A 25,871-nucleotide genomic window follows, 5' to 3' on the forward strand; every position below is an offset into this window, starting at 1 on the left:
CACCCAGTCGTGGGTTCCGGGTTCGCGCCTGCGGCGCGCCCCGGAATGACAAGGGCGGTTGTGCCTAAGGCAAAGGGACGCCCTCAGCCTTCGAGACGAGCGATGAGGCTCGACGTATCCCAGCGATTGCCGCCCATCTTCTGGACTTCGGCATAGAACTGGTCGACCAGCGCGGTGACCGGCAGCTGCGCGCCGTTGCGGCGGGCCTCGTCGAGCACGATGCCGAGATCCTTGCGCATCCAGTCGACGGCGAAGCCGAAATCGAACTTGTTCTGGTTCATCGTCTTGCCGCGGTTCTCCATCTGCCAGGAGCCGGCCGCGCCCTTGGAGATGACCTCCAGCATGGTCTCGACATCGAGCCCGGCGCGCTTGGCGAAATGCACGCCCTCCGACAGGCTCTGCACCAGACCCGCGATGCAGATCTGGTTGACCATCTTGGTGAGCTGGCCGGAACCGGCCGGGCCCATCAGCTTGCACATGCGCGCGAAGCTCGCGATCACCGGCTCGACGCGGGCATAGGTCTCGGGCTCGCCGCCGCACATCACGGTCAGCACGCCGTTCTCGGCGCCGGCCTGCCCGCCCGAGACCGGCGCGTCGACGAAGCCGAAGCCGCCCTGCTTCGCGGCTTCGTAAAGCTCGCGCGCGACATTGGCGGAGGCCGTGGTGTGGTCGACGAAGACCGCGCCCTTCTCCATGCCGGCAAAGGCTCCGTTCTCGCCCGTCGTCACCGAGCGCAGGTCGTCGTCATTGCCGACGCAGCAGAAGACGATCTCCTGCCCTCTGGCGGCCTCGGCCGGGGTCGGCGCCGAGAGCCCGCCATGGCGGGAGACCCAATCCTGCGCCTTCGTCGGGTTGCGGTTGTAGACGGTGACCTCATGACCCTTGGCCTTGAGATGGCCGGCCATGGGGAACCCCATCACGCCGAGACCGATGAATGCGACTTTGGCCATGCCGAACTCCCGCTTTTCTTCAAAGATAATCCCGCTTTAGCGTGCACGCGCCGGGCGGGGAAGGCGATTGCACGCCATTCGCCCATGCGGCTTTTCCCTTGCGGGCGCGAGGCGCGCGGCTTAGCTCCGGTTCATGACCATATCCAACGACGACGAATTGCAGGCGCTGAAGGAGATCGGCGGCATCGTGGCCCGCGCACTCGCGGCCATGGGCAAGGCGATCGAGCCCGGCATGACCACCGCCGAACTCGACACGATCGGCCGCGATTATCTCGAACACCATGGCGCGCGCCCTGCCCCGGAGCTCGCCTATGAATTCCCCGGCGCGGCCTGCATCAGCGTCAACGAGGAGATCGCCCACGGCATTCCCGGCGAGCGGCGCATCCTGGCGGGCGATCTCGTCAATATCGACGTCTCCGCCGAGAAGAACGGCTTCTTCGCCGATACCGGCGCGTCCTTCGCCGTGCCGCCGGTCAAGCCGAAACTGGATCGCTTGTGCCGCGACGGCCGGCGGGCACTCTGGGCCGGCATCGGGCAGGTCGGCGCCGGCAAGCCGCTGGCCGGAATCGGGCAGGCCATCGGGCGCTTCGCCGACAAGAACGGCTATACGCTGGTGCGCAATCTCGCGAGCCACGGCGTCGGCCGTTCGCTCCACGAGGAACCCAAGGAGATCGCGACCTGGCCGGATCGCAGCGAACGCCGGACCATGACGAACGGGCTCGTCTTCACCGTCGAGCCGTTCCTGTCGCTGGGCGCAGACTGGGCGGAGAACGCAGACGGTGATCGCTGGACGCTCTACAGCGATCCGTGCGCGCCCACCGTCCAGTACGAGCACACCGTCGTCGCCACCCCACGGGGCGCGGTGGTGCTGACCCTGCCGGGCTGAGACCGGGTCAGCGCAGCGCCATGTGCCGGCTCAACCTGATTTCGAGCCTGTCCCAGATGCGGCGGATGATCTCGACCAGCACGAGATAGATCAGCGCGGCATAGAGATAGATCGTGAGGTCGAAGGAGCGGGCGAAGGCGAGCCGCGTCGCGCCCATCAGGTCGAACAGGGTCACCAGCGAGACGATGGCGCTCGACTTGATCATCACGATCAGCTCGTTTCCGAGCGGGCGCAGCGCCAGGATCATCGCCTGCGGCAGCACGACGAGGCGCAGCGTCGACCAGCGATGCAGGCCGAGCGAGAGCGCCCCCTCGAATTGGCCGCGCGGGATGGCCTGGATGGCGCCGCGCAAGATCTCGGCCTGATAGGCGGCGGTATTGATGGTGAAGGTGAACAGCGCGCAGAAGAACGGCTCGCGGAAGAACCACCACAGGCCGATGCCCTGCCAGAACTCGCGGAACTGGCCGAGCCCGTAATAGACGAGGAAAAGCTGGCAGAGCAGCGGCGTGCCGCGCAGGAAGGTGGTGTAGCCGCTCACCGCCATCCGTGCCCAGCGCGGGCCGTAGAGCCGGGTCACGGCAAGGCCGAGCGCCAGAAAGAACCCGATGGCGACCGAGATCGCCACGAGTTCGAAGGTGACCCAGAGGCCGCTCGCCATGCGGCAGCCGTAGTTCTGCAGTACTTCGCTGCCGACCCAGGCGCCGGGATATTCGCACCAGTTCATCGCGTCGCTCCGCCGAAGGCGGCCTGGCCGCGATTGGTGCGCTGCTCGAGCTTGTCGATGCCCCAGGCGGAGACCAGCGAGAAGAAGAAATAGAGCAGCATCGCCGTGCCGAAGAACAGGAACGGCTCCTTGGTCACGACATTGGCCCGCGTCGCAATGAACATGATGTCCTGCAGCGTGATCACGGAGATCAGCGAGGTCTCCTTCAGAAGCACCATCCAGTTATTGCCGAGGCCGGGCAGCGCCACGCGGATCAGTTGCGGGAAGACGACGAGGCGAAAGGCCTGCGCCTTCGAGAGGCCGAGCGCGGCGGCAGCCTCGCGCTGGCCCTTCTGGATCGAGTTCAGCGCGCCGACCCAGACCTCGCTGGAGAAGGCCGCGAGCACCATGCCGAGCGCGACCATGCCGGCGCCGAAGGGCGGGATCGAGAAGCCGGTCCAGGCCTTCTGCACCAGGATCTGGATGCCGAAATAGATGATGTAGAGCGTGAGCAGCTCCGGCACGCCGCGGAACACGGTGGTGTAGATCGTGGCCAGCGCCCGCAGCAGGACGTTGTCGGAGCGCTTCAGCAGCGCGATGACGAGGCCGAGCCCCAGGCCGAATGGCAGGGTTGCGAGCGCGACCGAGAGCGTCGTGGCGGCGCCCTGAAGCAGCGCCGGCCCCCAGCCGGAAGGACCGAAGCCGAGCAATGCGAATTTTTCGAGCATGAGGTGCCGTGCGGGAGAGAATGCTCGCCGGCGCAAAGGCGCCGGCGAGAGTCAGGCGTTTGCAGGCGTCACTTGGAGAATTTCAGCCACTTGTCCTGAATTTTCTGGTTCGAGCCGTCGGCGGTCGTCTCGGCGATCGCCTTGTCGAACATGGCCTTCAGCGCCGTGTCGGACTTGCGGATCGCGGCGCCTACACCCGGGCCATGGATCGCGTCGTCGCGCTTCACCTCGGCGACGAACTTGCAGCAATCCTTGCCCTTGCCGGTCAGGAAGTCCGAGAGGGCGAGCGCGTCAGCGACGATATAGTCGAGCCGGCCGTTGATCAGGTCGAGATTGGCCTCTTCCTGGGTCGGGTAGAGCCGGGGCGTCGAGTCCTTGTAGTACTTCTCGAGATAGTTGGCGTGGATGGTCGAGCCCTGCGCGCCGATCGCCTTGCCCTTCAGCGCCGCCGGCGAGATGTCGTCCGACTTGGTGCTCTTCGGGCCGATCATCCAGATCGGGGTCTTGTTGTAGGGCGTGGTGAAATCGACCTGCTTCTTGCGCTCATCGGTCGCGTTCATGCCGGCGATGATGACGTCGTATTTGTTGGCCAGCAGCGCCGGGATGATGCCGTCCCAGTCCTGCACGACCCAGGTGCATTTCACCTTCATCCGCTCGCAGAGCAGGTTGCCGTAGTCGATCTCGTAGCCTTCGAGCTCCTTCTTGGCATTCAGGTTGTTGAAGGGCGGATAGGCGCCTTCCGTGCCGATCCGGATCTCCTTCCACTCCTTGGCCTGCGCGAGCGCACCTGTCGCGCCGGCAACCGTCAACGCCGCCGCCGCGATGAAACGAACGAAACTCTTCATGGAACCTCCGCAGATTCAGCCGGCCGGTCTTCCTGTTGTCCCGGTCCGGTTCTGTGGCGACAGATTGGGCGCAGTTTCGCGCCGCTCGCAAGAGGGAGCGGTGCAGCTTTTCGCGGCTTGCACGCCCAAACGACCGGCGCTGACCGGAATGCGACCAAAGAAGCAGGTGATGGGCGGGCCGGAAAGGCCCCGCCATCAGGTTCAGCGGCGCGCGTCGAGAACAGCGACGATCCAGATCGCGAGACCGCCCAGCGCCAGGCCTGAGCCGACCCAGCCGGTCGAGGTCCAGCCGTAGCCGGCGGCGATCGCCATGCCGCCGAGCCAGGGGCCGAGCGCATTGGCGGCGTTGAAGGCGCTGTGGTTGAGCGCGGCAGCGAGCGTCTGCGCGTCGTCGGCAACGTCCATCAGGCGGGTCTGGAGCATGGCGCCGAGTCCGCCGCCGCTGCCGATCATGAAGATGACCAGCGAGACCGCCCAGATATTGCCGGCCGCGAAGGGAAAGGCCGCCAGCCAGAAGGCGCTCCAGAGCAGCATGCCTGCGGTTGCGGGAACGAGCGCACGGTCGGCGGCCCAGCCGGCGACGAGCGTGCCGGCCGTCAATCCCAGGCCGAAGATCGCGAGCACGACGGGAACGAACGCGGGCGAAACCTCGGTCACCGCCATCAGGGTCGAGGCGACATAGGTATAGACAGCAAAGAGGCCGCCGAAGCCGATCGCGCCGGTCGCCAGCGTCAGCCAGACCTGCCGCCGCTTCAGGGCGCCGAGCTCCCGCAGCGGGCTCGCGCCCGGCTGGACGGTGTCGCGCGGCGCGAACAGGGCGATCAGGACCACCGTCAGCAGGGCGAGGCCGGCGACGATGGCGAAACCCGTGCGCCAGCCCAGCACCTGCCCCATCCAGCTCGCGGCGGGAACACCGAGAATCGTCGCAACCGTCAGGCCGAGCATGACGCGCGCCACCGATTGCGCCCGGCGATTCGGCGCCGAGAGTGAGGCCGCAACCAGCGCCGCGACACCGAAATAGGCGCCGTGCGGCAGACCGCTCAGGAAGCGGAAGACCAGCATCCAGTGATAGGTCGGGGCCAGCGCGCTCAGCCCGTTGCCGAGCGCGAAGAGGGCCATCAGACCGATCAATAGCGTGCGGCGCGGAATCCGCGCCGCCAGCACGGCGATCAGGGGCGCGCCGACGACGACGCCGAGCGCATAGATGCTGATGACATGGCCCGCGGTCGGCTCGTCGATGCCGAGACCCGCCGAGAAATACGGCAGCAGGCTCATCGTCGCGAATTCGGTGGTGCCGATGGCGAAGCCGCCCATGGCGAGCGCGAACAGCACGAGCCCTGCCGAGGCAGGCGCATGAGCGGACGCGGATACGTCCAGGCTGCGATCGTTCGCGGCGAGCGTCATATTGGGCTTTCACGGAAGGCGGCAGCGAATGCTGCGGCGCAACATGAAATAGCCATGCACCATCAAACGATCAACGACGTGCACGGCAATATTTCATGCAATCCGTGCATATCGTTTTGGCTTCCGAGCCCTCGGATCAAATGCGCTATAAGGCGGCTTCCCAGACAGGCGAGAGCGACGTGATACCCTGGACCACCCTTGATACGGCAGCCTTGCCGGATGGCAGCGGCGATCTCCGGCTGAAGCAGCGCGGCACCGAATTCTCGATCATGCTCGGCAGCAACGAGCTGATGAACAGCCGCCTCAGCGGATCGGAGGAGGCTTTGGCGACATTGGTCTGCGACAGGCTGGGACAGCGCCGGCAGCCGAGCATCCTGATCGGCGGCCTCGGCATGGGCTTCACGCTGCGGGCCGCGCTCGACCATCTGCCTGATGATGCGCAAGTGGAGGTGGCGGAACTCATTCCCGCCGTCGTCGCCTGGGCGCGGGGGCCGATGGCCGCGGTCTTCGCCGGCTCTCTCGACGATGCCCGCGTGCGGGTGAATGTCACCGACGTCGCCGCCGCGATCGGCGCCGGCAAGGCGCGCCACGACGCCATCCTGCTCGATGTCGACAATGGCCCGGAAGGGCTCACCGTCGCCGGCAACGACCAGCTCTACGGGGCGGAGGGGCTGCAGGCCGCCCGGGCGGCATTACGGCCGGGCGGCATTCTGGCGGTCTGGTCCTCGGGGCCGGATCACGGCTTCACGCGGCGTTTGCGCCAGGCCGGCTTCGCCACCGAAGAGGTGACCGCACGCGCCCGCCGCACCGGCGGCGGGGCTCGGCATGTGATCTGGCTGGCGACGCGGCCCTGAGAGCGGCGGCGCCGCCGCTCAGTTGACGAGGCAGAAGAGCTCGCAAGGAGCGGCGGTCACGGCCGTGGCGAAATCCGTGATCGCCTTCTGCGCTTCCGGCTTCAGGGACGGGCGAACCGCCTGGAGCGCCGACACGAGCGCAGTCCGATCCGGCGGGGCCAGTGCGGTGGCGATGCCGGCGGCATTCTCGGCGAAGGCCTGCGCGATCAACAGGCGATTCGCATCGCGCAGTTCGGGGCTGCGCAGCGCCAGCGCCGCGCCGACGACGATCTCCTGCAGGCCGAGCCGCATCTCCCGCAAGCCCCGTGCCCGATCCTCGGTCTTGTCCTGATCCTTCAGCCTGGCGGCGAAATCATTGATCGCCGACAGGACGCCGCCCGCCGTCTGAAGCAGGAAGACGCGCGCCCGGGTCAGCTCGTCCTGAAACTCGACGGCATTCGCCGCCTGGTCCGGGGCCTTCCGGCCCGGCTGCGGCGAGAACAGGGCATAGGCCTGCAGGATGCTGGTCTGCTTCTTCACGAAATCGATCAGCGTGGGGAGATCGTCGGCGCCATAGGGCGGCTTGCCGAGGATTGCCGGGGCGTTCCAGACATCGGCCAGAACCTTGCCGTCGACCGGGTCCGACAGGCGCGGCAGGTTGGGCTTGCCGTCATACAGCTTGAACAGCGATTCGACGGAGGCGTAGGCGGCGTCCAGATAGGCCTTTCCGTTGGCGGGCACCTCGGCGCGCGCGGCGGGAGCCAGCAGGCAGAGCCCGCCGAGCGCGGCGATCCGTGCGATCGATCGAATCCGAATCATGGTCGTCCTTTTCCCGAAGCGCGCGCCTCAGCCAGCAGGCAGAGCTCGGTGAAGAGCACCTGTGCCGCGCACTGCGCCGTGTTGCTTGTCGCGTCGTATTGCGGGGCGACTTCTACGACATCCGCGGCGACGATGTCGCGTCCCTTCAGCGCCCGCAGGATCGCCAAGGCCTCGCGCGGGCTCAAGCCCCCGACTTCGGGCGTGCCCGTACCCGGCGCAAAGCCCGGATCGAGCGAATCGACATCGAAGGAGACATAGGTCGGCCCGTCGCCGATCACGGCCAATGCCTTCGCAATCACCGCCTCCAGGCCGAGATCGTCGACCTCGTTGGCGTGGATCACGGTCATGCCGGACTCGTAGGAGAACTCCCAGAGATATTCGGCGCCGCCGCGGATGCCGATCTGGATCACGCGCTCGGGATCGAGCACCCCGTCGAGCACCGCCTGCCGGAACGGCCCGCCATGATGGAATTTCGAACCCTCATAGGGGCCGGATGTATCGCAATGGGCGTCGATATGGACCATGCCGACCGGGCGCTTCGCGCCGACCGCCTTCAGGATCGAATAGGTGATGGAATGGTCGCCCCCGACGGCCAGCGGCGAAACGCCGGCCTCGACGATCGTCCTGAAGGTCGCCTCGATATCCTCGTGGCAGCTCTCCAGCGAGTAACGCGAGCGGAACGGCACGTCGCCGATATCGGCGGCCCTGAGCATGGTGAAGGGCGCGGTGCCCAGCACATGATCCATCGGCCCCATGCGCTCGATCGCACGCACCGCGCGCGGACCGAGGCGCGCGCCGGCGCGATTGGTGACGCCGAGATCCATCGGCACGCCGATGATCGCGACGTCGAGCCCGCCGAGGCCGGGCGTGGTCAGGGCATCGGGGCGGTAGGGCGCACCGACGAAGGTCGCGACATCGGCGAAGGGCCATTTGCGCTTGTCGCCGGTGAACTGGGCCGCGGCCACCTTGGCGAAATGCGGATCGTGAATGTCGCCGCCTCCGGCTCCGGCATAACGCTGCCGCAGCTTCGCGAGCCTGTCCTGATCCATGCCGGCCTCCCCGCCTCACGCCCTTCCGCCGGGGATGCGTTCGAGCATCACCACCGGCCTGTTCTGATAATCGACCTGTCCGAAACTCTTGTAGCCGAGCTTGTGCGCGACGCGGAAGGAGGCAAGATTCTCGGGCGCGATGATGCAGACGCTGCGCTGCTCGCCATGGGTCGCGGCGAACCAGCGATGGGCCGCCGCCGCAGCCTCACCCGCATAGCCCTTGCCATGCGCGGCGCTGGCCAGGATCCAGCCGGCCTCGGGCGCATTGTCGAAATCGGGGGACAGGCCCCGGCAACCGTCGAACAGGCCGACTTCGCCGACCAGGGCGCCGCTGCCCTTCTCGACGACCGCGAACATGCCGTAGCCGCGCAGGGCCCAGTGGCCGACGAGGCGCATCAGCCGGTGCCAAGCCTCCTCGCGATTGAGCGCGCGGCCGCCGAGGAAACGGACGACATCGAGGTCGCTGCGCATCGCATGGATCGCGTCGAGATCATCGATCTCGGGACGGCGCAGGCGCAGGTTTTCGGTCTCGATCATGCCCGCTTTAACCATCGCCGGAGGAGCGCGCCAAGATGCGGACGGAAACTAGCCGAAAGTCGCAGGAATCGGCGATGAAATCCCTCGCGCTTCGAAAACCCATTCGCTACAACCCGATTCCGAACGCCGGGCGGCAGAAGCTGTTTCGAAACGCCCGCACCCGCCAGACATCCGAGGAGAGTCCCTAGATGAAGCGTCGTCAGTTTATCCAGACCGCCGCAGCCGGCGCCGCTGCGACCGCCGTCGCCATGCCGGCCGTCGCCCAGTCGAATCCGGAAATCAAATGGCGCCTGGCGTCGAGCTTCCCGAAGTCCCTCGACACGATCTATGCCGGCGCCGAGATCATGGCGAAAATGGTCTCCGAGCTGACCGACGGCAAGTTCCAGATCCAGGTCTTCGCGGCCGGTGAAATCGTGCCGGCGCTGCAGGCGGCCGACGCCGTGACCAACGGCACCGTCGAGATGGCCCACACCGTCTCGTACTACTATGTCGGCAAGGACCCGACCTTCGCTGTCGCCGCCTCGGTGCCATTCGGCCTCAATGCCCGCCAGCAGAACGCCTGGCTGTTCCAGAACGGCGGCAACGAACTGTTCAACGAGTTCTACAAGAAGTTCAACATCTACGGCCTGCCCTGCGGCAATACCGGCGCGCAGATGGGCGGCTGGTTCCGCAAGGAGATCAAGTCGGTCGCCGACCTCCAGGGCCTGAAGATGCGCATCGGCGGCATCGCCGGCTCGGTGCTGAGCAAGCTCGGCGTCGTGCCGCAGCAGATCGGCGGCGGCGACATCTACCCGGCGCTCGAGAAGGGCACGATCGACGGCGCCGAGTGGGTCGGCCCCTATGACGACGAGAAGCTCGGTTTCGCCAAGGTCGCACCGTACTACTATTATCCGGGCTTCTGGGAGGGCGGCCCGACCGTGCACGCCTTCGTCAACCTGGAGAAGTGGAACGCCCTGCCGAAGGCCTACCAGGCCGCGCTGACCGCCGCCTGCACCTATGCCAACACGCAGATGGCCGCCCGCTACGACGTAGTGAACCCGGCGGCGCTGAAGCGCCTCGTCGCGGCCGGCACGCAGCTTCGCCCGTTCCCGCAGGACGTGATGGAAGCCTCCCTGAAGGCCTCCAACGAGCTCTATGCCGAGATCTCGGCCAAGAACCCGGACTTCAAGAAGGCGATCGACGCCATGGCTGCCTTCCGTTCCGACCAGTATCTCTGGTGGCAGGTCGCCGAGCTCAGCTTCGACGTCTTCCAGGTCCGCACCCGCGCTCGCTGAGCGCTCCGGCGCGACACTCGCTCGACGATGCAAGGCCCCGGCGAAAGCCGGGCCTTGCTGCATTTCGGGCTCGGCCCTTCCCCCTCCGCCCACCATCGATCTGGAAGAAGCAGGGTTCGGCGTCGATTCATGATGAAATTGCATGATAGCTATGCAAATTTCTCTTGCGCCGGCCAACAGACCTGCTTTGCTGGCGCGCATCGGCACGACCGGAAAACCGGCGAGACCCAGAGGGAGGGCATAGTTGATGAAGCGACGCCTATTCTTGAAGACCGCAGCGGCAGGGGCAGCTGCGGGCGCGATCGCCAGTCCGGCCATCGCGCAGTCGATGCCGGAGATCAGGTGGCGCATCACCTCATCCTTCCCGAAATCGCTGGATACCATCTACGGGGCTTCTGAAGTTCTCGCCAAAGCCGTCTCGGAAGCGACCGACGGCAACTTTCAGATCCAGGTTTTTGCGGCCGGCGAGATCGTGCCGGCATTGCAGGCGGCGGATGCCGTCACGAACGGCACCGTCGAGATGTGCCACACCGCGTCCTATTACTATGTCGGCAAGGATCCGACCTACGCTTTCGGCACCGCGGTGCCGTTCGGGCTCAATGCGCGCATGCAGAACGCCTGGTTCTACCATGGCGGCGGCAACGAGCTGCTGAACGAATTCTACAAGAAGGCGAGCATCTACGCCCTGCCCGGCGGCAATACCGGCTGCCAGATGGGCGGCTGGTTCCGCAAGGAGATCAAGACGGTCGCCGACCTGCAGGGCATCAAGATGCGCATCGGTGGCTTCGCCGGGCAGGTGATGAGCAAGCTTGGCGTCGTGCCGCAGCAGATCGGCGGCGGCGACATCTATCCGGCGCTCGAAAAGGGCACGATCGACGCGGCCGAGTGGGTCGGCCCGGCCGATGACGAGAAGCTCGGCTTCAACAAGGTTGCGCCGTATTACTATTATCCGGGCTGGTGGGAAGGCGGCGCCTCGCTGCATTTCTTCATCAACACGAAGAAATGGGAAGAGCTGCCGAAGACCTACAAATCGCTGCTCACCACGGCCGCGGCCCAGGCCAATATCGACATGCAGGCGAAATACGACGCCCGCAATCCGCCGGCCCTGAAGCGTCTGGTCGCCGGTGGCGCGCAGTTGCGCCCGTTCTCGCAGGAGATCCTCGAAGCCTGCCTGAAGGCCTCGAAGGAGGTCTATGCCGAAACCTCGGCCAAGAATCCGGATTTCAAGAAGATCTACGATTCGATGGCGGCCTTCCGCGGCGACGAATATCTCTGGTTCCAGATCGCCGAATACACCTTCGACAATTTCCTGATCCGCTCGCGCGTTTCGAATCAGCTCTGATCCAACAGAGCCCGTAGCGCGAGGGATACTCACCCCGGCGCGAGCCGGGGTTTTTCTATGGCCGGGCCTGAACGGGCGATCTTGCCACAACTGCGCCTTGCTGGCTCAGTAGCAAGGACCGTCGCCACGGATGTTCGCCATGCTCCGCACCGCCACCCTCGCCCTGCTTCTGACCGGCCTCGCAACGGCAGCTTCGGCACAGTCGATCGGCGAGCCGTTGCCCCGGAAATCAGCGCCGTACGAGGCCACCGCGAAACCGGCCGCCAAACCCGGTTCCGCCGCCCGTCCCTGCCCGGAATACGGCGCGGGCTTCATCCGGATGGAAGGTTCGGCTTTCTGCGTGCGGGCGGGCGGCGCCGTCCGCGCCGAATTCGGCAAGAGCTCCCGCAATGGCTATGGCAGCCGCGCCGACGGGGTAGCCTATCTCGAAAGCCGCGGGCAAACCGCGCTCGGCCCCGTCCGCACGGTGGTCGGTGTGCGTGGCCAGGTCAATCGCGGGCTCGATTCCGGTCCCTTCCGCTACTGAGCATCCGGACTACCGCAGCAGGCGCCCGACTTCCTGTCGCAGGGCGGGCAGGAGTTCCTCCTCGAACCATGGGTTGCGCTTGAGCCAGGCATTGTTGCGCCATGACGGGTGCGGCAGCGGCAGGACGCGCGGAAAGCCCGGCCGCGCGAGGATTTCACGCCAGTCAGCGACGGTCGCAGAGAGATTGGCCGCTTCCTTCGCACCTAGATGCCAGCTCTGGGCATAACGCCCGATCGCCAGCACGAGTTCGACCCGCGGCAGCCCCGCGAGAACGCGGCTCCGCCAGGTCGGCGCGCATTCCCGCCGCGGTGGCTTGTCGCCGCCCTTGGCATCGAGGCCGGGAAAGCAGAACCCCATCGGCACGATCGCCACCTTGGCCGCATCGTAGAACAGCGCTTCGTCGATGCCGAGCCAACTGCGCAGGCGCACGCCCGAAGGGTCGGTGAAGGGCCGGCCGCTGGCATGGACGCGGGTGCCCGGCGCCTGCCCGGCGATGCAGAGCCGGGCCGTCGCCGCAGCCTGGATGACCGGGCGGGGCTGATGCGGCAAGGGCGGCAGGTAGAGCGGAGCGTCACGGCAGATGCGGCAGGCTCGCAGCTCCGCCAGCACCTCATCGAGCCCCTCGCCGGGGCTCATCGGCCTGCCAGACGCGACCGGCCCGGTGCCCGCGAGATCAGGCCGTCGCAAACCCAGTCGGATTTCTTCGTGGCGTAGCCGTAGGGATCGCCCTTCTCGACGCGGGCGAGGCCGTTGATCCGGCCGCTCGGGCGGCTGCGGATGACGATCAGGTCGCCGCTGGTCTCGATGGCGAAGCAATAGGTGCGGCGTTTTTCGATCGGACCGTAATAATAGCAGACGGAATCCGGCGTCGTGGTCCAGCAGGCATCGGTGTTCGTCAGATGGCGATTATGCCCGCTCGCCCGACCATCAGCGTGATGATACTCACTGAACAGCAGGTTGCTGCCGGAATAGCGGCCGGAGACGGTGTTGCCCTCGAAGAGCCGCCTGATCTGATCGCCGCTCAGGCGCTCGACCGCAGGTGCCTGGCTTGCGGCCAGCAGGCCGAACGCAAAGCCGGCGATACCTGCGAGCCTGGTCATCAGCGCCGCGCCAGCTTCCGGCTCATCGGGGGACCGGGCGCCCGCGAGATAAGCCCGTCGCAATACCAGGGCGTGCCGTTATCGCTATGATTGCGGGGATTGCCGAGTTCGACCTTGGCCAGCGCGTTGACCATGCCGTTGCCGTTGTTGCGCAGGACGTAGAGATCGCCGCTCATCTCAACCGAGAAGCAATGCACCGTGCGATCGGTCTGCGGGCCGTAATAGTAGCAGATGCTATCCGGCTTGGTGATCCAGCAGGCATCGGCATTGGACTGCCAGCCGTTATGGCCGAGCGCCCTGCCATCGGGGTCGTGATATTCGGTGAAGAAGCCGCCATTGGTGTAGCGGCCGGAGACCGTATTGCCCCGGAAGGCGCGCTCGATCGCCTCGCCGCTCAGCCTTTCGGCGGCCGGTGCATGAGCGGGCGAGGTCAGGACGGCGAGCAGGGCCAAAGCGAACCGGCGCATCAGATCTTCCAGCTCGGGCGGCCGGACAATTCGCCATGCCAGCGGCGGATATGGACAAAATCCTCCGGCAGCGGGATGCGCGATGGCTTCATGAAATCGATGGCGATGCCGGCCGTGATGTCGGCCACCGTCAGGGCATCGCCGCAGATGAAGGGATTGGCCGCGAGCTGCAATTCGAGCAGCCAGAGATGGTCGTCCATCTGGTCGCGATTGGCCTCGGCCCATTCCGGCACCTGCTCCTCCAGCTCCGCCATCGAGGGATGGCTGTGGCGGAAGACGGCGGCGACGCTGGCGAAGAGGCCGAGCTCGACGCGGCGGTTCCACATCTCGATGGTCGCCTGCTCCTTCGCATCGCGGCCGAAGAGCGGCGGCTGCGGGTGCAGCGCCTCGATATAGCGGCAGATCGCGATGGTCTCGGCGAGTGCCGTGCCGTCGTCGAGTTCGAGGACAGGCAGGCGCTGGGCGGGGTTGAGCCGGGTGAAAGCCTCGGTCCTGTGCTCCTTCTTGGCGATGTCGACCGGCACGAGCTCCGGCAGCGGCACGCCCTTCTCGGCGAAGAAGATGCGGACCCGTCGTGGATTCGGCGCCCGTCCGCCATCATAGAGCTTCATCGGATCCCCTCCGTCTGCCGCCGTACCCGATCACGGCCCACGCCGGAAGGTCAACCGGATTGCCGGCGCTTCATGACGCCAGCAAGGCGGAAAGCCTCAGCGAGAGTGGCTGCGGCGCCAGGCTTCCGGGCGCTCGAACTGCGTGGCCCAGATGCCGCGGCCGGCGGCTCGCGCCGCGTCCTCCTCGGCACGGTAGGCGCCGTAGGAGACCGCATGGCCTTCGCGCACCAGCGTCGCGTTGATGTCGGTGCCGCCCTGCCGGCAGCGGGCGAGGCCGCGGCCATAGCGATCGGCCTTGCCGATCTCGCAATGCGTCTCGCCGCGCGCCAGCATCGCCTGCAACGCGCGGCGCGCCTCGCGCCCGCACGCAACCGGCCTGCCGTCGCGGGCAGTGCAGCTCTGGCGGTATTCGGGTGCGTCGATGCCTTCCAGACGCAATTCCTCGCCGAGCAGCCGGACCGAATCGCCATCGATCGCCTGAGCCGCTCCCGTGAGTTCGCGCGCCGGCCCGAGCCGATACTGCAGGATCGCGCCGGCAAGCCCGAGAAAGCCGAGCAGGCCGAGCGCCACGACGAAGTCGACCGGCCGGCCGACGCGGCGCCAGCCGAAAGGTCCATAGCGGGAGCGACCGAATCCGAAGGGTGCCATCAGGAAGAGCTTAACGATTTGGTGTCCATGATGGCGAGCCGGGCCCTGCATGCCGCAGGGACCGAACGAGGATACACGCTCCCTATCATGGCGGAAGTGACGGCCGAACAGGTGCAGCGCGGGCGCGGACCCGACCCCTCGGCCGTGGCACGCCGGAAGCTGGTCACGCGCGAGGTCAAGTCCGCGCGCGAACGGCTGACCTCCTCGACCGGGCTGGAACGCGCCTTCGACAACGAACTGCTGCGCGTCTTCGCGCAATACCGGATCGCGGGCTCCGCCGGCACGCTGGTCCTCGTGCTTGGCATCGCCGCCGCCTCTTGCCTCTGGCTGCCTGCTCCGCTCGTCGCGGTCTGGAGCGGCACGGTGCTGCTCTCGACGATGATCATCGTGCTGATGGCGCGACGCTTCCTGACAAAGGCTGCCGGCGAGGTCCGGTTGAAATTCTGGCGCCGGCTCTTCGCCCTCGCCGAGGGCATGCACGGCCTGACCTGGTCGCTGCTGCTGTTCCTGTTCGTCTCGGTCGATGCGCCCGGTGCCAAGGTCTTCGCCACCACCGCCCTGCTGATCGTCAGCGCGCTCACCGTCATGCTCTCGGCGACGATCCCGATCGCGGTCTATGCCGGGCTGAGCCCGATCATCCTCGGAATCATGGTCTTCTTCTGGGACCGGCGCGACATGGACAGCGTCACCATGGCGCTGATGGCGGCCTCGGCCCAGCTCTTCTTCATCTTCCTCGCCAACCGGCTCTATGCGAGCTCGGTCGCCTCGATCGTGTTCAGGGCCGAGAAGGACGCGCTGATCGCCGAGCTCGAAACCGCCAACGCCAATTCGGACGAGGCCCGGCGCAAGGCGGAAGAGGCAAACCTCGCCAAATCGCGCTTCCTCGCGACGATGAGCCACGAGTTGCGCACGCCGCTCAACGCCATCCTCGGCTTTTCCGAGGTGATGAAGAACGAGATCTTCGGCGGGCATGCCAATGCCGCCTACAAGGAATACTCGGCCGATATCCACGGCTCGGGCCAGCACCTGCTCAATCTGATCAACGAGATTCTCGACCTCTCGCGCATAGAAGCCGGCAAATACGAGCTGAACGAGGAGGCGCTTTCGCTTCCCAGCATCGTCGAGGAGTGCCAGCACATGCTGGCGCTGCGGGCCAAGGCCAAGGGCCAGAGCATCCGGGCGCTGGCCGAGCCCGACCTGCCGCGCGTCTGGGCCGATGAGCGCGCCATCCGTCAGGCCGTGCTCAACGTGCTCTCGAACGCGATCAAGTTCACGCCCCAGGGTGGCGAAATCACCGTCAAGGTCGGCTGGACCGCGACGGGCGGACAATATGTCTCCGTCACCGATACCGGCCCCGGCATTCCCGAGAACGAGATTCCGATCGTGATGCAGAGCTTCGGGCGTGGCTCCCTTGCGATCAAGACGGCCGAGCAGGGCTCAGGCCTCGGCCTGCCGATCGTCAAGGGGCTGATCGACCTGCATGGCGGCGGCTTCCTCCTCAAGTCCAAGCCGCGCGCCGGCACCGAGGTGACGATCACGCTGCCGGCCGAACGCGTGATGGACACGCTCGCCGCCTTGCCCGAACCGAAGGCGAAGCCGCGCGCCGCCTGATCCAGCCGCCCGAATCTCGCCTCATCGCTCGGCGACATCCTTTCACAGCCTCGTTCAGGCATTTCCTCCAGCCTCTCGGACCATCGGATCATGAACCGGAAAACGCGCGTCGCCGTGCTCTATGGGGGTAAGTCGGGCGAGCATGAGGTATCGCTGAAATCGGCGGCCTCGGTCCTGCGCTATATCGACCGCGAGCGCTTCGAGCCCGTCCCGGTGAGCATCGATAAGCAGGGCCGCTGGCAGTGCCACGACTTGCGCCGGATCGAAGGGGCCAATACCGAGAGCCTGCCCATCCCAACGGATTCGCCCGCGATCCGGCTGGAGCCGCAAGGCGAGCGCACCGCGATCCTGCCTGCCGACAGCACCGCGCCGGCGATCGCGCCGGTCGATGTCGTGTTCCCGGTGATCCATGGCCCGCTCTGCGAGGATGGCGCGATGCAGGGCCTGCTGGAACTCGCCGGGGCGGCCTATGTCGGCTCGGGAGTGCTGGCCTCGGCGGTCGGCATGCACAAGGACATCGCGAAGCGGCTGGCGGCGCTCGCCGGCCTGCCGGTCGCGCCTTATCTCGCCCTATCCCGCCGCGACTGGCGGCGCGATCCCGCGGGCTCGGCCAAGGCGGCAGAGGGGCGGCTCACGCTCCCCGTCTTCGTCAAGCCCTGCAACATGGGCTCCAGCGTCGGCGTCCATAAGGTCAAGAGCTGGGAGGCGCTCGACGCCGCGCTCACCGACGCCTTCCAGTACGACACCAAGGTCCTGATCGAGCAGGGCATCGATGCCCGCGAGATCGAGGTCGCGGTGCTCGACGGCGATCCGCCGGTGGCGAGCGTCGCCAGCGAACTCAATGCCGGCCCGCAGCATGAATTCTACTCCTACGAGGCGAAGTATCTCGACCAGGACGGCGCCAGCGTCGACCTGCCGGCCAAGCTCGATGCCGCGCAGATGGCGCGCGTGCGGCAGCTCGCGATCGATGCCTTCCTTGCGCTGGAATGCAGCGGTCTCGCGCGCGTCGATTTCTTCCTCGATCGCCAGAGCGGCGCCTTCTACTTCAACGAGATCAACACGCTGCCGGGCTTCACCGCGATCAGCATGTATCCGAAGATGATGGAGGCCTCCGGCCTGCCTTACCCCGCCCTGATCACACGGCTGATCGAGCTGGCACAGGAGCGCCATGCCGAGCGGGCGGGATTGAAGACGGATTACGCGGAGTAGGAGCTCCACCGCCGTCATTCTCGGGCGAAGCGAAGCTTCGACCCGAGAATCTCAGGACAAAAAAGATGCTGGTTTCCGAGATGCTCGGGTCAGGTCTGCGCATGACGGCTGGAATCAATCCTTCCGCGTGACCTGTGCCTGCTCGAAGGTCGCCATGCCCGAATGGACCGAAGCCGCCGCCTTGACGAGGCCGGCGGCAAGCGCAGCGCCCGTGCCCTCGCCGAGGCGCATGTCGAGCGCCAGCAGAGGCACCTTGCCGAGACGGGCGAGCACATCGGCATGGGCGCCCTCTGCCGAGAGATGGCCGGCGATGCAATGGTCGATGGTCGACGGCTCGATCGCGTGCAGGATCGCGGCGGCGGCCGTCACGACATAGCCGTCGAGAATCACCGGGATGCGCTGCGAGCGGGCTGCGATGATGGCGCCGCAGATCGCCGCAACCTCGCGCCCACCGAGCCGACGCAGGACTTCGAGCGGGTCCTTGAGATGGGCGCGATGCAAAGCGAGGCCGGCTTCCACCGCCGCGACCTTGCGCTTCAGCCCCTCGTCGTCGACGCCGGTGCCGCGACCGCACCAATGCGCGGCATCGCCACCATAGAGCGCCGCATAGATCGCCGCCGCCGAGGTGGTGTTGCCGATGCCCATCTCGCCGAGGCAGAGCAGGTCGGTGCCGCCGACGAGCGCTTCCATGCCGAAGGCCATGGTGGCGACGCAGGCGCGCTCGTCGAGCGCGTCGGTCTGGGTGAAGTCGCCAGTCGGCAGGTCGAGCGCGAGGTCGAAGACCTTGAAGCCGAGATCATAGGCCGCGCAGATCTGGTTGATCGCGGCGCCGCCGGCGGCAAAATTCTCCAGCATCTGCCGCGTCACCGTCTGCGGGTAAGCCGAGACGCCTTGCGCGACCACACCATGGTTGCCGGCGAAGACACAGACCAGCGGGCGCCTGACTTCCGGCGGAGCCTTGCCCTGCCAGGCGGCGAGCCATTCGGCGATCTCCTCCAGGCGGCCGAGGCTGCCGGCCGGCTTGGTGAGATTAGCGTCGCGGGCACGTACCGCATTGGCCGCCGCCATGTCGGGGCCAGGCATCGCGGCGATGAGCTCGCGGATATCGTCGAAGGGCAATCCGGAGGCGGCCATGGTCAAATCCATCTCGCGAGGGCGCCGCATCAGCGCATCGGCATGGCGGCAGGATTGACGCTGCTGCTATAGGGTCGGGAGCGTGAAGACAATCGAGCGAGACGACGCGGCAGGCATGTCAGAGGCTGAGACCACGAGCGAGGCGCCCCCGCCGGACTGGCCGGGCTGGGGAATCGCGACCGCGATCTGCCTGCGCTTCTGGTCGCGCCTGCCGGTGCCGCTGCTGCCGGGCGAGAGCGACGGCCATGGCATTCCGGATTTCCGCGAGGTGCCGCGTGCCCTGCCCTTCGCTGCGCTGGTCATCGCGGCGCCGGCCGCGCTCGTCGCGCTGGGGGCCGGGCTTGCAGGGCTTAGTGGCTTCATCGTCGCAGCGCTGGCGCTGACGACGCTCGCGCTGACGACGGGCGCTTTCCATGAGGACGGATTGGCCGATACCGCCGACGGTCTCTTCGGCGGGCATACGGTCGAGCGCCGGCTGGAGATCATGAAGGATAGCCGCATCGGCTCCTATGGCGCGCTGGCGCTGGGGCTCTCGCTGCTGCTACGTGCGAGCCTGATAGCGATGATCCTCGACAGGTCCGGCGCATGGGCGGCGGCGGCCACGGTGCTCGTGGCGGCGCCCTGGTCGCGTGCAGAAGGACTGTTCATGCTCGCGACGCAGCCGGCGGCACGCAACAGCGGGGCTGCGGCGGCCGTCGGCCAGCCGACGGTGCTGACGGCGCGGATCGCTTTGGGACTCAGCCTCTTTCTCGCGACCGGGATTGGCCTTGCGGCGCAATTGCCGATCGCTGGACTACTGATCGGGTTCGCGCTGGCGCATGGCGCGGCTGCCGTGTTGTCGCGCATGGCACGGCGGCTCATCGGCGGGCAGACGGGCGACATCCTTGGCGCGGCCCAGCAGCTCGCCGAGATCGCGATCTATCTCGGGCTGGCGCTGGCTCTGGGGCGGGTGGGACGGTGAGCGCCGCCTCGACGCCCTGCATCAAAATCTGCGTCATCGATCCCGTCAGCAAGCTCTGCGAGGGTTGCGGACGGACGCTCGCCGAGATCGCGCAATGGGGCCGGCTGAGCGAGGCTGAGCGGCTGGCGATCATGGCGGTGCTGCCGGAGAGGCTGGCCGATCGCAAGGACTGAAGGTCAGTCTTGATCCGCGCTGGCGAGACGAACCAGCGCATCGCCGGTCAGGCGATAGAACACCTTCTTCGGATAGGTGGCAGCGCCGAGGCCATCGTAGAAGCGCAGCAAAGCCGCGTCGTCGGCATCGGCCGTCCAGTCGATGCGTCGGTGCCCGCGCTCCACTGCCAGCTCGGCGAGCGCCGTCATCAACTTGCGGCCGAGCCCGGCACCGCGGGCTGCATCGGCGACGTAGATTTCCTTGAGGAAGAAGCCGCTCTTCAGGCCCGGACCCGGATAGAGATTGCAGGCGGAGGCGAAGCCGAGCACCGCCGCGCCCTTGACCGCGATCAGGATATCGACGCCGGCCGGCAGAGCCGCGAGGCCCGCAAGAATCTCCTCGGTAGCCGGGCACGGCACGCCGTAATGCCCTTGCATCTCGACCATCAGCGCTGTCAGCGCCTCATGGTCTTCGGGCCGCAGCAACCGGATCGCGGTCTCGCTCATGGCCGGTCGCCTCAGTGGATCAGCGACCAGACGAAGCGGCTGGCGACGAAAAGCAGGAACAGGCCGAAGGCGATCTCGAGGCGGCGCTTGGAGAGCCGATGAGCGAGGCTGGCACCGATCGGGGCGGTCCAGATCGAGGTCGGGATGAACAGGATCATGCCGATCAGCGAGACATAGCCGAGCGAAAGCGGCGGCAACGTGCCCAGGGCCATCTGCGGCCAGCCGGCATAGATGAAGCCGAGCGCGCCCGGGATCGAGATCAGCACGCCCAAGCCCGATGACGTCGCGACCGCCTGATGGATCGGCCGGCCGTAGAAGGTCATGAACAGACTGGAGAGCTGGCCGCCGCCGATACCCATCAGCGCCGAGAGCACGCCGATGATACCGCCATAGGCCACCATCAGCGGCTTGCCGGGCATATCCTCGCCGAATTTCCAGCGATCGGCGGCGAAGAGCAGGCGCAGCGCCGAGATCGTGGCGACCACGACGAAGACGATCTTGAAGAGATCGGCCGGTGCGAAACGGGCGATCCAGCTTCCGGCGAGGACGCCGACGATCACGGGCACGGCCCAGACCTTGAGGATCGAGAGATCGACCAGCCCCTTGGCGCGGTGGGCGTTGAAGGAGCGAATCGACGTCGGGATGATGATCGCGAGCGAGGTGCCGACGCTGAGCGGCATGCGCACCTCCTCCGCCACGCCGATGACGCGGAAGATCTCGTAGAGCACGGGCACGATGACCGCGCCGCCACCGACGCCGAAGACGCCAGCGAGAAGGCCAGTGACCGCGCCGGCCAGCACGAGCGAGACGGCGAGGAAGGCGAGATCGCCGATGGGGATGCCAGCAAACATGACGAGAGATCCGGTGAAGCCGCCCGATCTCTCGGCGATTTGGCCGGCGGGGGCAAGATGCCACCCCCGCATAGCCGTTGCGTGTAGCAAGACCCTGGGGCTGCCGCGCTTCGATGGAAACGCGGGTCATCCCGGACGGAGCGAAGCGAAGATCCGGGATCCATGCCTGAACCTTGATCGGCGACGTTCCGGCATGGATCCCGGGCCAAGCCCGGGATGACCGCGTGCTTCCTTGCAGAAACGGCACGCTTTCGTCTTGTCCGCCCCAGCGGCCTCAGCCGCGCGCGGTGTCGAGGATCGGAGCGAAGCCGCCATAGACGACTCGCTTGCCATCGAAAGGCATCTCCAGCGTCGCCATGCGCGGATCCGACATCATCTTGCCCCAGGCGGCGGCGCGCACCTCTCGGGAGGGCCATTCGACCCAGCTGAAGACCACCGTCTCGCCAGCCTGCGCCTTCACCGCGCCCTTGAAGTCGGTGAGCTTGCCGTCCGGCACATCGTCGCCCCAGGCATCGACCACGCGGCGGGCGCCGTATTCCTTGAACAGGGCGGCGTGCCCGGCGGAGAAATCGCGGTAGGCCGCCTTGCGCTCGTCAGGCACGGCGACGAGGACACCGTCGAGATAGCCCATCGCGCCGCCCTCGCCCTCATCGAGAATCGGGGCGAAGCCGCCATAGATCATGCGCTTGCCGTCGAAGGGCATGGCCTCGCCCATCGCCTTCATGCGCGGATCGCTCATGATCTTCTCGTTGGCGGCGTCGCGCGTCGCCCGGTCGGGATATTCGAACCAGGAGAAGACCACGACCTCGTCCGGCGTCGCCTTCACGGCGCCCTTGAAATCCGTGACCTTGCCGTCCGGGACATCGTCGCCCCAGGCTTCGACATGGCGCCTGACGCCGAATTCCTTGAACAGCGGCGCCGCGTCGGCCGCCTGCTTGCGGTACTCTTCCTTGTTCGCGGCGGGCACCGCCGCGACGAAACCATCGACATAGGCCATTGCACATCTCCCTGCTCGCGGCTGCATCGGCAGCAGCTCGATAAACGTTGATATCAACACGACAGACCCGGAATGGGTCCGCAAAATCGTTCTCAATCGCAGCGGGAGCTCACGGCGAGCTCAGGCTGGAAACTCGCCGCGCCCAGAGGCTTGCTGGGATAGCGGTCATGATGGCGGACCCAGTCCATGATGCCGACCTCGTTGCGCCCCTTCGGGGTCATGTCGAGGAAGTTATGGGCGCCGATCAGGAGGTCGCCGCCGCGGGCATAGGTCGAGTAGGTGTGGAAGATCTCGCCGGCCTCGTTGCGATAGAAGACGCTGAAGCCCGGCATCTCGCCGCTCTGCCCGTCATGCATCGCGTAATTGTACTCGTAGCGGCCCGCCGCCTTCTCCTCCGCGCTCGGCGAGACGTGGAAGTCGTGGTTGAAGTCGCTGTTGGCCGAGGAGACCCAAGGGAAATCCCAGCCCATGCGGTGCCGGAAATTCTGGAACTCGGCGTAAGGAGCGCGCGAGACCACGACGAGGCTGACATCGTGATGCCTGAGATGCCGGTTGGCGCCGTCGAAATGATCGGCGAGAAACGAGCAGCTCGGGCAGCCCTCCCGGGCACCCGGCCCGAACATGAAGTGGTAGATGATCAATTGGCTGTTGCCGGCGAAGAGATCGCCCAGCGACAGCGCCCCATCCCATCCCTCGAAGGTGTAATTCTTCCCGATCCTGACCCAGGGCAGCGCGCGCCGCTCGGCCGACAGGGCGTCGCGCCGGCGTGTCAGCTCCTTCTCATTGGCGAGGTGCAGCTTGCGCGCGGCAAGCCACTCCTCACGGGATACGATCCTGTGTTCCATCGTCTCCTCTCCTCCAATTTCCGCCGGCTCCGGGCCGGCGGCTTCTTCGGCGCGGCGCGGATCATGCCGCGGCGCGCGCTCGCTCAGGCGAAATAGGCCTCGAGCTTGACCATGGTGCCCGTCCAGCCATGGGTGTGGCCGCGGACGGCGGCATCGTCGGCGAGCTTCTCGTGCAGGAGCGTCAGGATCGTGCCCTCGCCATCCGGCTTCAGCGTGACGGTAACGCGCGAAACCCGCTCGGGCGTGGTGATCCAGGACCAGCTGAAGACGAGGCGCTCGTTCTCGACGACCTCGAGATAGCGGCCGAGAACCTCGTGGCGCTCGCCAGTGTTTTCGATCATCACGACGCGATAGGCACCGTCGACGCGCGGATCGATCTCCGCCTCCTGCGCCACGACATTCTCCGGGCCGAACCAGCGGACGAGCAGGTCCGGGTCGGTCCAGGCCTGGTAGACCTCGGCCGGCGAGGCATTGAGGCGGCGCTTCATCGTGAGGCTGGGTGTCACCGGTTGATGCATATGCCCTCTTCCCTCTCCCGCCCTCTAGCCTCTTGGCTCTTCAGCCTCTTGGCGTTTTTTGCCCCGGCTCTTCAGCCTTCACCCTTGCGCCGCGCTTCGAGCAGCGCTTCCAGCGCATCCAGGCGCTCGGTCCAGAACCGCTGATAGCGCGCCAGCCAGCCCATCGCCTCCTCCATCGGCTCCGCATTCAGGTGGCAGGACACGGTGCGCCCCGCCTTGGTCCGCGTCAGCAGCCCGGCATCCGAGAGGACGTCGAGATGCTTCATGATGGCCGGGAGCGAGACCGGAAACGGCTTCGCCAGCTCGCTGACCGACAGCCCGTCCTCCCGCTCCAAGCGCGCCAGCAGGGCCCTCCGCGTCGGATCCGCCAGGGCGGAGAAGGTTCGATCGAGCTGCGCGTCCTTAAACTTAACCATTAAGTTAAGTGTAAGCAACCAAGACACCGCGTGTCAAGTCGGGCTTTCGGACGTGCTGGCTGGCTCAGGCCGCAGCAGCAGCCTCGTGGCGCGACACATGGGCAATGGCGGCGCGCAGGTCTTCCAGCGTGGCCTCGGCGCCGACGCAGCGCTCGGCAAGATGGCGGCGGAACATGCGCGCGCCGGGGCGGCCCGGAAAGAGCCCGACGAGATGGCGGGTGAAGGCATGCACGCGCCCGCCCCGCTCGATATGCGCAGCGATGTGCGGCTCCAGCGCCTCCAGCATGGCGAAAGCCTCCGTCACCGGCGCCTCCTGCCCGAAGAGCAGCGGATCGGCCTTAAGCAGGATTTCGGGGTTCTGATAGGCCTCGCGGCCGATCATCACGCCGTCGAGCTTCTCCAGATGCCCCTGCCATTCGGACGGGGCCTTGATGCCGCCGTTGATCGCGATCGGCAGGTCCGGATTGGCCGCCTTCAGGCGATAGGCGCGCTCGTAATCGAGCGGCGGAATCTCGCGGTTCTCCTTGGGCGACAGCCCCTGCAGCCAGGCCTTGCGGGCATGGACGATGAGGGCATCGACGCCGGCCGCGCGCACCGAAGCGGTCAATGCATCAAGCGCGCTTTCAGGGTCCTGATCGTCGACGCCGATGCGGCATTTCACCGTGACGGGGATCGAGACCGCCGCCTTCATCGCCGCGACGCAATCACCGACCAGTGCTGGCTCGCGCATCAGGCAGGCGCCGAATGCCCCGCCCTGCACCCGGTCCGAGGGGCAGCCGCAGTTCAGGTTGATCTCGTCATAGCCGAAGTCGGCGCCGATCTTCGCGGCTTCCGCCAGCAGCCTGGGGTCATTGCCGCCAAGCTGGAGCGCAACCGGATGCTCGACCGCGTCGAAACCGATCAATCGCTCGCGGTCGCCGCGGATCACCGCCTGCGCCGTCACCATCTCGGTATAGAGCAGCGCATGGCGCGACATGAGGCGGTGGATGACCCGGCAATGCCGGTCCGTCCAATCCATCATCGGCGCCACGGAGAAGCGCATATTCGGAAGCGGCAAGGTCATGGCCGCTCCCGTATAGCATTCGGCCCGGTTTTGCACGCCCGAGCCGCGTCTCTCACTTCTTGGCGCGGGCGACGATCTGCGTCGGGTTGACGAAGCGCAAGGCGATCACGAGCCAGATCAGGGTCGTGACCATGTAGATCACCGCCATGGCGTCGATCGACTGCACCGCGCGGACACCAGCAGCGAAGACCGCGTAGTAGAGTGCGACGACCAGCGTCTGGCTGGTCGGGCCAGCCGTGAGGAAGGTCAGCTCGAACATGGCGAGCGTCCTGACCAGCACCAGCAGCAGCGCCGCGAGGATGCCGGGCATGAGCAGCGGCAGCAGCACATGTACGAAGAGCTTGAAGGTGTTGGCGCCGAAGACGCGCGCCGCCGCCTCGATCTTGGTGTCGATCTGCTCGATGAACGGGATCATCACCAGGATGACGAAGGGCACGGTCGGCACGAGATTGGCGAGCACGACGCCCGACATCTGGCCGGCGAAACCGGTCTGGTAGAGCACCGTCGCCAGCGGGATGCCGAAGGTGATCGGCGGTACCAGGAGCGGCAGCAGGAAGAGCAGCATGACGAGCTTCTTGCCCGGGAAGTCGCGACGGGCCAGCGCATAGGCTGCCGGCACGCCGATCAGACCGGAGAGCGCCACCACCAGGAAGACGATCTGGAAGGTGACGGAGAGCACGTCATAGAGCTGGAATTCCGACCAGGCGGCCGAATACCAGCGCGTCGTCCAGCCGGCCGGCAGCCAGGTACCGAGCCAGCGCGTCGAGAAGGACGAGGTCACCACAGTCGCGATCATCGCGAACAGGTTGACGACGAAGAAGCCGATCAGCGTCCAGTTGGCGGCCGCCCAGAGCTTCGTCGAGAGACGGGTGTCTTTCACCATCG

At 66.7% G+C, this 25,871-nt stretch carries 31 protein-coding genes; 9 read left to right on the forward strand and 22 right to left on the reverse strand.

Annotated elements, in window-relative coordinates:
- Positions 1 to 83: 83 nt before the first annotated feature.
- Positions 84 to 950, reverse strand: a complete 867-nt coding sequence (locus ACODTJ_RS16845) for an NAD(P)-dependent oxidoreductase (protein WP_454657606.1) — start codon at positions 948 to 950, stop codon at positions 84 to 86.
- A gap of 133 nt (positions 951 to 1,083) precedes the next feature.
- Between ACODTJ_RS16845 and map the strand changes: the two genes are divergently transcribed.
- Positions 1,084 to 1,836: a type I methionyl aminopeptidase gene (gene map, locus ACODTJ_RS16850; RefSeq protein WP_454657607.1), complete on the forward strand. Its 753-nt coding sequence runs from the start codon at positions 1,084 to 1,086 to the stop codon at positions 1,834 to 1,836.
- A 7-nt stretch (positions 1,837 to 1,843) separates the two neighbouring features.
- Here the strand turns inward: map and ACODTJ_RS16855 are convergent, their stop codons facing one another.
- The 4 genes from ACODTJ_RS16855 to ACODTJ_RS16870 form a co-directional block, all read right to left on the reverse strand.
- Complete coding sequence (locus ACODTJ_RS16855) at positions 1,844 to 2,560, reverse strand: ABC transporter permease (RefSeq protein WP_454657608.1); 717 nt, start codon at positions 2,558 to 2,560, stop codon at positions 1,844 to 1,846.
- Positions 2,557 to 3,267, reverse strand: a complete 711-nt coding sequence (locus ACODTJ_RS16860; RefSeq protein ID WP_454657609.1) for an ABC transporter permease — start codon at positions 3,265 to 3,267, stop codon at positions 2,557 to 2,559. Before ACODTJ_RS16860 ends, ACODTJ_RS16855 begins: the two co-directional genes overlap by 4 nt.
- Positions 3,268 to 3,335: 68 nt before the next feature.
- On the reverse strand, positions 3,336 to 4,112 hold the full coding sequence (locus ACODTJ_RS16865; RefSeq protein WP_454657610.1) for a transporter substrate-binding domain-containing protein: 777 nt from the start codon (positions 4,110 to 4,112) through the stop codon (positions 3,336 to 3,338).
- 201 nt (positions 4,113 to 4,313) lie between these two features.
- Positions 4,314 to 5,516: an MFS transporter gene (locus ACODTJ_RS16870; RefSeq protein ID WP_454657611.1), complete on the reverse strand. Its 1,203-nt coding sequence runs from the start codon at positions 5,514 to 5,516 to the stop codon at positions 4,314 to 4,316.
- A gap of 179 nt (positions 5,517 to 5,695) precedes the next feature.
- Between ACODTJ_RS16870 and ACODTJ_RS16875 the strand changes: the two genes are divergently transcribed.
- Entirely contained in the window at positions 5,696 to 6,370 is a 675-nt protein-coding gene (locus ACODTJ_RS16875; protein ID WP_454657612.1) for a spermidine synthase, read from the forward strand.
- Positions 6,371 to 6,388: 18 nt separating this feature from the next.
- On the opposite strand, the gene ACODTJ_RS16880 is transcribed toward ACODTJ_RS16875, so the two are convergent.
- From ACODTJ_RS16880 to ACODTJ_RS16890, 3 genes are read right to left on the reverse strand one after another with little or no spacing between them, the layout of a single operon-like run.
- Positions 6,389 to 7,168: a hypothetical protein gene (locus tag ACODTJ_RS16880; RefSeq protein WP_454657613.1), complete on the reverse strand. Its 780-nt coding sequence runs from the start codon at positions 7,166 to 7,168 to the stop codon at positions 6,389 to 6,391.
- A complete protein-coding gene (speB, locus tag ACODTJ_RS16885; RefSeq protein WP_454657614.1) occupies positions 7,165 to 8,217 on the reverse strand; it encodes an agmatinase in 1,053 nt (350 codons plus the stop codon). Before speB ends, ACODTJ_RS16880 begins: the two co-directional genes overlap by 4 nt.
- 15 nt (positions 8,218 to 8,232) lie before the next feature.
- The gene (locus tag ACODTJ_RS16890; protein WP_454657615.1) at positions 8,233 to 8,754 is read right to left on the reverse strand and encodes a GNAT family N-acetyltransferase; all 522 of its coding nucleotides are present in this window, start codon (positions 8,752 to 8,754) and stop codon (positions 8,233 to 8,235) included.
- Positions 8,755 to 8,942: 188 nt separating this feature from the next.
- Here ACODTJ_RS16890 and ACODTJ_RS16895 point away from each other — a divergent pair, with 188 nt between their 5' ends.
- The 3 genes from ACODTJ_RS16895 to ACODTJ_RS16905 all read left to right on the forward strand — a co-directional run bounded on the left by ACODTJ_RS16895 (position 8,943) and on the right by ACODTJ_RS16905 (position 11,896).
- Positions 8,943 to 10,028 carry a TRAP transporter substrate-binding protein gene (locus ACODTJ_RS16895; RefSeq protein ID WP_454657616.1) on the forward strand — a complete coding sequence of 362 codons (1,086 nt, stop codon included), beginning with the start codon at positions 8,943 to 8,945 and terminating at the stop codon, positions 10,026 to 10,028.
- Positions 10,029 to 10,275: 247 nt separating this feature from the next.
- Positions 10,276 to 11,370: a TRAP transporter substrate-binding protein gene (locus ACODTJ_RS16900; protein ID WP_454657617.1), complete on the forward strand. Its 1,095-nt coding sequence runs from the start codon at positions 10,276 to 10,278 to the stop codon at positions 11,368 to 11,370.
- Between the two features lie 139 nt (positions 11,371 to 11,509).
- Positions 11,510 to 11,896 (forward strand): porin family protein, encoded by a 387-nt coding sequence (locus ACODTJ_RS16905; RefSeq protein ID WP_454657618.1) that lies wholly within the window; start codon positions 11,510 to 11,512, stop codon positions 11,894 to 11,896.
- A gap of 9 nt (positions 11,897 to 11,905) precedes the next feature.
- On the opposite strand, the gene ACODTJ_RS16910 is transcribed toward ACODTJ_RS16905, so the two are convergent.
- The 5 genes from ACODTJ_RS16910 to ACODTJ_RS16930 form a co-directional block, all read right to left on the reverse strand.
- Positions 11,906 to 12,532 carry a uracil-DNA glycosylase family protein gene (locus ACODTJ_RS16910; protein ID WP_454657619.1) on the reverse strand — a complete coding sequence of 209 codons (627 nt, stop codon included), beginning with the start codon at positions 12,530 to 12,532 and terminating at the stop codon, positions 11,906 to 11,908.
- Entirely contained in the window at positions 12,529 to 12,996 is a 468-nt protein-coding gene (locus ACODTJ_RS16915) for a hypothetical protein (RefSeq protein WP_454657620.1), read from the reverse strand. The genes ACODTJ_RS16910 and ACODTJ_RS16915 overlap by 4 nt, the downstream gene beginning before the upstream one ends.
- Positions 12,996 to 13,463: a hypothetical protein gene (locus ACODTJ_RS16920; protein ID WP_454657621.1), complete on the reverse strand. Its 468-nt coding sequence runs from the start codon at positions 13,461 to 13,463 to the stop codon at positions 12,996 to 12,998. Before ACODTJ_RS16920 ends, ACODTJ_RS16915 begins: the two co-directional genes overlap by 1 nt.
- Entirely contained in the window at positions 13,463 to 14,074 is a 612-nt protein-coding gene (locus ACODTJ_RS16925) for a glutathione S-transferase family protein (RefSeq protein WP_454657622.1), read from the reverse strand. Before ACODTJ_RS16925 ends, ACODTJ_RS16920 begins: the two co-directional genes overlap by 1 nt.
- A 96-nt stretch (positions 14,075 to 14,170) precedes the next feature.
- Entirely contained in the window at positions 14,171 to 14,722 is a 552-nt protein-coding gene (locus ACODTJ_RS16930) for a thermonuclease family protein (protein WP_454657623.1), read from the reverse strand.
- Between the two features lie 87 nt (positions 14,723 to 14,809).
- Between ACODTJ_RS16930 and ACODTJ_RS16935 the strand changes: the two genes are divergently transcribed.
- Entirely contained in the window at positions 14,810 to 16,333 is a 1,524-nt protein-coding gene (locus tag ACODTJ_RS16935) for a sensor histidine kinase (protein WP_454657624.1), read from the forward strand.
- A 90-nt stretch (positions 16,334 to 16,423) separates the two neighbouring features.
- Positions 16,424 to 17,542: a D-alanine--D-alanine ligase family protein gene (locus ACODTJ_RS16940; protein ID WP_454657625.1), complete on the forward strand. Its 1,119-nt coding sequence runs from the start codon at positions 16,424 to 16,426 to the stop codon at positions 17,540 to 17,542.
- Between the two features lie 114 nt (positions 17,543 to 17,656).
- Here ACODTJ_RS16940 and cobT read toward each other — a convergent pair whose 3' ends face one another.
- Positions 17,657 to 18,676 (reverse strand): nicotinate-nucleotide--dimethylbenzimidazole phosphoribosyltransferase, encoded by a 1,020-nt coding sequence (cobT, locus tag ACODTJ_RS16945; RefSeq protein ID WP_454657626.1) that lies wholly within the window; start codon positions 18,674 to 18,676, stop codon positions 17,657 to 17,659.
- Positions 18,677 to 18,791: 115 nt separating this feature from the next.
- Here cobT and ACODTJ_RS16950 point away from each other — a divergent pair, with 115 nt between their 5' ends.
- Together ACODTJ_RS16950 and ACODTJ_RS16955 are read left to right on the forward strand one after the other, a co-directional pair.
- Positions 18,792 to 19,637, forward strand: coding sequence for an adenosylcobinamide-GDP ribazoletransferase (locus tag ACODTJ_RS16950; protein WP_454657627.1), 846 nt, complete (start codon positions 18,792 to 18,794; stop codon positions 19,635 to 19,637).
- The gene (locus tag ACODTJ_RS16955) at positions 19,634 to 19,810 is read left to right on the forward strand and encodes a DUF1289 domain-containing protein (protein WP_454657628.1); all 177 of its coding nucleotides are present in this window, start codon (positions 19,634 to 19,636) and stop codon (positions 19,808 to 19,810) included. Before ACODTJ_RS16950 ends, ACODTJ_RS16955 begins: the two co-directional genes overlap by 4 nt.
- Positions 19,811 to 19,813: 3 nt before the next feature.
- On the opposite strand, the gene ACODTJ_RS16960 is transcribed toward ACODTJ_RS16955, so the two are convergent.
- The 8 genes from ACODTJ_RS16960 to ACODTJ_RS16995 form a co-directional block, all read right to left on the reverse strand.
- Positions 19,814 to 20,296 (reverse strand): GNAT family N-acetyltransferase, encoded by a 483-nt coding sequence (locus tag ACODTJ_RS16960; protein ID WP_454657629.1) that lies wholly within the window; start codon positions 20,294 to 20,296, stop codon positions 19,814 to 19,816.
- Positions 20,297 to 20,307: 11 nt separating this feature from the next.
- Entirely contained in the window at positions 20,308 to 21,147 is an 840-nt protein-coding gene (locus tag ACODTJ_RS16965) for a sulfite exporter TauE/SafE family protein (RefSeq protein WP_454657630.1), read from the reverse strand.
- A 274-nt stretch (positions 21,148 to 21,421) separates the two neighbouring features.
- Complete coding sequence (locus ACODTJ_RS16970; RefSeq protein WP_488849499.1) at positions 21,422 to 22,144, reverse strand: DUF1428 domain-containing protein; 723 nt, start codon at positions 22,142 to 22,144, stop codon at positions 21,422 to 21,424.
- 92 nt (positions 22,145 to 22,236) lie between these two features.
- Positions 22,237 to 22,989, reverse strand: a complete 753-nt coding sequence (locus tag ACODTJ_RS16975; RefSeq protein WP_454657632.1) for a DUF899 domain-containing protein — start codon at positions 22,987 to 22,989, stop codon at positions 22,237 to 22,239.
- A gap of 83 nt (positions 22,990 to 23,072) precedes the next feature.
- Positions 23,073 to 23,495 (reverse strand): SRPBCC family protein, encoded by a 423-nt coding sequence (locus ACODTJ_RS16980; protein ID WP_454657633.1) that lies wholly within the window; start codon positions 23,493 to 23,495, stop codon positions 23,073 to 23,075.
- Between the two features lie 83 nt (positions 23,496 to 23,578).
- Positions 23,579 to 23,923 carry an ArsR/SmtB family transcription factor gene (locus ACODTJ_RS16985; RefSeq protein ID WP_488849502.1) on the reverse strand — a complete coding sequence of 115 codons (345 nt, stop codon included), beginning with the start codon at positions 23,921 to 23,923 and terminating at the stop codon, positions 23,579 to 23,581.
- 64 nt (positions 23,924 to 23,987) lie between these two features.
- Positions 23,988 to 24,986 (reverse strand): tRNA dihydrouridine(20/20a) synthase DusA, encoded by a 999-nt coding sequence (gene dusA, locus ACODTJ_RS16990; RefSeq protein ID WP_454657635.1) that lies wholly within the window; start codon positions 24,984 to 24,986, stop codon positions 23,988 to 23,990.
- 52 nt (positions 24,987 to 25,038) lie between these two features.
- The gene (locus ACODTJ_RS16995) at positions 25,039 to 25,869 is read right to left on the reverse strand and encodes an ABC transporter permease (protein WP_454657636.1); all 831 of its coding nucleotides are present in this window, start codon (positions 25,867 to 25,869) and stop codon (positions 25,039 to 25,041) included.
- Between the last annotated feature and the right edge of the window lie 2 nt (positions 25,870 to 25,871).

It is taken from the genome of Allobosea sp. FG18 (genome assembly GCF_057809495.1).